Source organism: Streptomyces sp. (assembly GCF_035563135.1).
In the GTDB taxonomy this organism is placed as follows: domain Bacteria; phylum Actinomycetota; class Actinomycetes; order Streptomycetales; family Streptomycetaceae; genus Streptomyces.
The window spans coordinates 1-5571 of the sequence record NZ_DATMVN010000598.1; the positions used below are offsets into that span (position 1 = coordinate 1).

Sequence of the window (5571 nt, forward strand, 5' to 3'; positions counted from 1 at the left end):
CCTCGCCAGCAGTTCGTCGTGCGTGCCGTCCTCGGCGACTTCGCGCGCGGGTCGATGAAGAAGCTCTACCGCGAAGACCTGACGGAGCAGCAGACACTCACCCTGGTCGTGCAGGCGCTGTACGACGCGGCCGACGACGACTCGGCGACCGGCGGCCCGGACGTGGCCCGCCGGATCTATCCGATCGTCACCGTCATCACCGACGAGGGCTTCCGCAGGCTGGGCGACACGGAATCCTCGGAGATCGCACGCGCGATCCTGGAGCGCCGGCTCGAGCAGCCCGACGGCCCCCGCGCCGCGCTGCTCTGACCGGCCCGTTGCTTCTCCGATGCACTCGTCACTGACAGAAAGGGACGGATAGCCGGTGTCGACGCCGTTCTATGTCTCACCTCAGCAGGCCATGGCCGACCGGGCGGAATACGCCCGGAAGGGCATCGCCCGTGGCCGCAGCCTGGTTGTGCTGCAGTACGCCGACGGCATTGTGTTCGTCGGCGAGAACCCGTCCCGCGCGCTGCACAAGTTCAGCGAGATCTACGACCGGATCGGCTTCGCCGCCGCCGGCAAGTACAACGAGTACGAGAACCTCCGCATCGGCGGGGTCCGCTACGCCGATCTGCGGGGATACACCTACGACCGTGACGACGTGACGGCCCGTGGACTGGCCAACGTCTACGCGCAGACGCTCGGCACCATCTTCTCCAGCGCGGCCGAGAAGCCGTACGAGGTGGAGCTGGTGGTCGCCGAGGTCGGCGCGGGGCCCGAGGGCGACCAGATCTACCGGCTGCCGCACGACGGTTCGATCGTGGACGAGCACGGCTCGGTCGCGGTCGGCGGGAACGCCGAGCAGATCAGTACCTTCCTCGACCAGCGCCACCGTGACGGCATGTCGCTCGCCGAGGCGCTGAAGCTGGCCGTGCAGGCGCTGTCCCGCGAGGCCAACGGCAACGAGCGGGAGATCCCCGCCGAGCGGCTGGAGGTCGCGGTCCTGGACCGGACGAGGCCGCAGCAGCGCAAGTTCAAGCGGATCGTCGGCCGGCAGCTGACCAGGCTGCTGGACGCGGACGGCGCCGGGGCGACCCCGACGGACGCTCCGTCCGACACGGAGGAGCCCGAAGGCGGCAGCACGCCGGCCGCCGGTACCGGCACCCCCGCGAAGGGCACCGGCGGTCCCGAGGAGGGCACCGGCGAGGCCACCGAGAAGTAACCGGTCGGAGAAAGCCCTCCGGCCGCCGGACACGGCGGCCGGAGGGCTTCGTCACGTGGCGGGCGGGGGCGCGGTGGAGCCCCGTACCACCAGCTGGACGGGCAGATCGCGGTGCTCCGCGGGCCGGCCCTCCAGGACGTCCAGCAGCGCCCTCATGCCCCGCTCACCCACCTGTTCGGCCGGGAGCCGCACCGTGGTGAGCTCCGGTTCCACCGCCGTGGCGAGCGCCAGGTCGTCGAAGCCGGTCACGGAGATGTCGTCGGGCACCCGCAGTCCCCGTCTGCGCACCGCCTTGCAGGCGCCGGCGGCCAGGATGTCGTCGTCACAGACGATGGCCGTGGGCAGCGGGCCGGGGGAGGCCAGGACCGCCTCGGCCGCCTCGCGCCCGGCCCGTACCTCCAGCGGTGCGGTCACCGTGCGCAGGACGATGCCGGGGGCGTCCCGTACGGCCTCCCGCAGCGCCCGGGCGCGCACCGCGAAGGTCCAGGTGTCCACGGCGGACGCGAGGTGCACGATGCGGCGGTGGCCGAGGCCCAGCAGATGGCCCGTCACCTGGCGCATGCCGTCCGCGATGTCGAGGTTGACGCGCGCGGCGGCCCCGTGGTCCTCGGGGTCGCTGTCCAGCATCACCAGCGGCAGGTCCGCGCCCCGCAGCGCTCCCAGGGCGTCCGCCGCCATCGACGAGGCGATCACCCCGTCGAGCGCCGCACGCGCCGAGGCGAACGGGTCCCTCGCGGGGCCGGTGCCGTCGGGGGACGGATAGAGGACCACGCCGAAATCGTGCTCGGCGGCGACGGCCGCGGCGCCGGTGTACACCCGGGCGAAGAATTCGTTGGTGAGCGCGGGCACGACGAGCAGGGCGGTGCGGGTGCGGCCCAGCCGGAGACTGCGGGCGGCGTGATTCGGCCGGTAGCCGAGGTCCCGGGCGCTGTCACGGACCCGCTCGGCGGTCGCCGCCGACACCCGGCCCCGCCACTTGTCACCGAGCACGAGCGAGACCGTGGCCTGCGAGACGCCCGCCGTCCGTGCCACGTCGCGGCTGGTGGGCCGGGGTGGGGCGGGCTGCTGGGCGCTGCTCACTCGTGCCTCCGTGCCGGGACGCTCGGATGCGGTGGGATGGACTCCCGGCTGCCCACATGGTACGTATGAGCGCTGACGTTATACGTAAAACCCCGGGGCTGCGACACCGGCGGGGGAGAGGGGCGGACATGGCCGCGGGATATCTGGACATCCTCCGGACGCGGCACGCCGCCCGGTTGCTGGCGGGGACGCTGGTGGGGCGCCTGCCGAACGGCACCGCCCACATCGCGATCGTCCTGTTCACCCGTGCGGAGGGCGGCAGCTACACGCTGGCCGGCGCCCTCGCGGCGGCGTACGGCCTCGCCACAGCGGTGGGTCAGCCCCTGCTGGGCCGGGCCGTCGACCTGTACGGCCAGCCGCGCGTCCAGCTCCCCGCGGCGGCCGTCTCCGCGCTCGGCATGGCCGTGCTCGCGCTGACCGGTCTCGGCTCGCTCCCGGTCGCGTACGCGGCAGCCGTCGTGGCCGGCGTGTCCACACCCCCGCTGGAGGGCGGCCTGCGTGCCCTGTGGCCGTCGGTCCTCGGCCGGGAGGACCGGGTGCACCGGGCGTACGCCATGGACGCGGTGGCCCAGGAGATCATGTTCACCGTGGGGCCGCTCCTGGTGACGGTCCTGGTCTCCCTCTGGTCGCCGGCGGCCGCGCTCCTGGTCATCAATGCCATCGGTGTGCTGGGAGCGCTGTCCGTGGTCCTGTCCGAACCCTCCAGGGCATGGCGCTCGGCGCCCCGCGAGGCGCACTGGCTCGGGGCCCTGCGCTCACCGGGCCTCCTCGCCCTGCTGGGCGCCTTCTTCTTCGTCGGTGTGGCGCTCGGCTCGATCACGGTGGCCGGTGTCGCGTACGCCGACGACCACGGCCGGGAGTCCGTGTACGGCTGGCTGATGGCCGCACTCGGCCTCGGCGCGCTGATCGGGGGAGCGGTGTACGGGGCGCGGCAGTGGGCCGGGGCGCCCGAGCGCAGGCTGCGGGTCATCGTCGCACTGCTGGCGCTGGGCTATCTGCCGCTGGTGCTGACGCCCGGTGTGCCCGCCATGACCGCGCTGGCGGCACTCGCCGGAGTGTTCCTGGCGCCGGCGATCGCCTGCTCGTTCATCGTCGTGGACCGGCACGCGCCGCGCGGCACGGTCACCGAGGCGTTCTCCTGGCTCGTGACGACCTTCGGGGTGGGTGCGGCGGCCGGAACCGGTGTGGCGGGCCCGGCCGTCGAGCTGGGCGGGACGGCGTGGAGTTTCGCCGTCGCCGGGGCCGGCGGAGTGGCGGCACTGCTGGTTCTGCTGGCCACCGGAAGGGTCCTCGCAGATCCCGGGCGTGCGCCCGCGGCCGCGGCCGGTTCGGAAAATGATCGAAACGGTGCTGCCGAACCCGGTTTCAGCTCAGGCCATAAGGCGTAATGTTCAGTCATGGACCGCCGCATTTTCGGGCTGGAGAACGAGTACGGCGTCACGTGCACGTTCAGGGGACAGCGCCGACTGTCACCTGACGAAGTGGCGCGCTACCTCTTCCGCCGTGTTGTGTCATGGGGCCGCAGCAGCAATGTCTTCCTGCGGAACGGCGCCCGCCTCTACCTCGACGTGGGATCGCATCCGGAATACGCGACACCCGAATGCGACAACGTGACCGAACTGGTCACGCACGACAAGGCGGGCGAGCGCATTCTCGAAGGCCTGCTCGTCGACGCCGAACGCCGCCTGCACGAGGAGGGAATCGCGGGCGACGTCTATCTCTTCAAGAACAACACCGACTCGGCCGGAAACTCCTACGGGTGCCATGAGAACTACCTCGTGGCCCGGCACGGGGAATTCTCCCGGCTCGCGGACATCCTCATTCCGTTCCTCGTCACCCGTCAGCTGATCTGCGGTGCCGGCAAGGTGCTGCAGACGCCGCGCGGAGCCGTCTACTGCGTGAGCCAGCGGGCCGAGCACATCTGGGAGGGCGTCAGTTCCGCGACGACGCGCTCCCGTCCGATCATCAACACCCGGGACGAACCGCACGCCGACGCCGAGCGCTACCGCCGCCTCCACGTCATCGTCGGCGACTCCAACATGTCCGAGACGACCATGCTCCTCAAGGTCGGTGCCACCGACCTCGTGCTGCGCATGATCGAGGCGGGCACGGTGATGCGCGACCTGACCCTGGAGAACCCGATCCGGGCCATCCGCGAGGTCAGCCACGACATCACGGGACAGCGGAAGGTGCGCCTGGCCAGCGGCCGTGAGGCATCGGCCATCGAGGTCCAGCGCGAGTACTACGAGAAGGCCGTCGACTTCGTCGAACGGCGCGGCATCCGCACCGGCACCGTCGACCAGGTCCTCGAACTGTGGGGCCGCACGCTGGACGCCGTCGAGGCCGAGGACCTGGACCGGATCGGCACCGAGATCGACTGGGTCATGAAGTACAAGCTCATCGAGCGGTACCGCGCCAAGCACAACATGACCATGTCGAATCCGAGGGTCGCTCAGATAGACCTCGCCTACCACGACATCCACCGGCGGCGGGGGCTCTACTACCTCCTGGAGCGCAAGGGGCAGGCCGCCCGCATCTGCAACGACCTCAAGATCTTCGAGGGCAAGTCGGTGCCCCCGCAGACGACCAGGGCGCGGCTGCGCGGCGACTTCATCCGCCGGGCGCAGGAACAGCGGCGGGACTTCACCGTCGACTGGGTCCACCTCAAGCTCAACGACCAGGCGCAGCGCACCGTGCTCTGCAAGGACCCCTTCCGCTCCGTCGACGACCGGGTGGAGAAGCTGATCGCGGGCATGTGAGCACCGGCAGGCCCGCCCGGCAGCCTCCGCTCAGGGACCGCAAGGGTGCCTTCTCGGTCTCGCCGCGCCTGGTGCGGCCCCTGAGGGACGTGGGGCCGGCCGCCTGCGAAAAGGATCCACTGTACGCCGGGGTGAACCTGCCCCGGCGTACAGCTGTGGCGGTACCCGTGATGCCGCTGGGACGAAGTCGTAGAGTGACGGGAGTGCCCGGAGCTCCCTACTCGCGAGTTGGACTGATGAATCCCACGAAAACTGCCCGGCGCGCCGCCGCCGTACTGGTCGTGCCCGCTCTGCTGTTCACCGCCGCCTGCGGGTCCGACGCCGAGGACAAGGACGAACCGAAGTCTGGGGCCGTCGCCAAGGTGTCCGGGAAGTTCGGGACCGAGCCCGAGATCGAGGTTCCCAAGGGTGCCAAGGTGTCCGACGAGGTCCTGGCGGACGACGTCTTTGCCGGTGACGGCGCCGAGGTGAAGAAGGGCGACATCGTCCGGGTGGACTTCGCCGGCAACATCGAGGCGCTCGGTTCCA

General features: G+C 71.1%; 4 protein-coding genes and 2 pseudogenes. 5 read left to right on the forward strand and 1 reads right to left on the reverse strand.

The annotated features are described in order from the left end of the window. Positions 1-309: pseudogene (locus tag VN520_RS26595) on the forward strand (hypothetical protein); the annotation flags it as partial. Positions 310-364: 55 nt separating this feature from the next. Further along, positions 365-1204, forward strand: coding sequence for a proteasome subunit alpha (prcA, locus tag VN520_RS26600; RefSeq protein ID WP_325749481.1), 840 nt, complete (start codon positions 365-367; stop codon positions 1202-1204). Between the two features lie 51 nt (positions 1205-1255). Here prcA and VN520_RS26605 read toward each other — a convergent pair whose 3' ends face one another. Further along, entirely contained in the window at positions 1256-2284 is a 1029-nt protein-coding gene (locus VN520_RS26605) for a LacI family DNA-binding transcriptional regulator (protein WP_325749482.1), read from the reverse strand. Positions 2285-2412: 128 nt separating this feature from the next. On the opposite strand from VN520_RS26605, the gene VN520_RS26610 reads away from it, so the two are divergent. From VN520_RS26610 to VN520_RS26620, 3 genes and pseudogenes are all read left to right on the forward strand, one after another. Continuing rightward, positions 2413-3672 carry an MFS transporter gene (locus tag VN520_RS26610; protein WP_325749483.1) on the forward strand — a complete coding sequence of 420 codons (1260 nt, stop codon included), beginning with the start codon at positions 2413-2415 and terminating at the stop codon, positions 3670-3672. Between the two features lie 9 nt (positions 3673-3681). Next, entirely contained in the window at positions 3682-5043 is a 1362-nt protein-coding gene (gene pafA, locus VN520_RS26615) for a Pup--protein ligase (RefSeq protein WP_325749484.1), read from the forward strand. A 236-nt stretch (positions 5044-5279) separates the two neighbouring features. Then, positions 5280-5571 (forward strand): annotated as a pseudogene (locus tag VN520_RS26620) (FKBP-type peptidyl-prolyl cis-trans isomerase); the annotation flags it as partial.

Excerpts from the sequence above, each read along its gene's own strand:
- VN520_RS26610 (WP_325749483.1), top strand. The coding sequence starts at position 2,413 with ATGGCCGCGGGATATCTGGACATCCTCCGGACGCGGCACGCCGCCCGG.
- pafA (WP_325749484.1), top strand. The coding sequence starts at position 3,682 with ATGGACCGCCGCATTTTCGGGCTGGAGAACGAGTACGGCGTCACGTGC.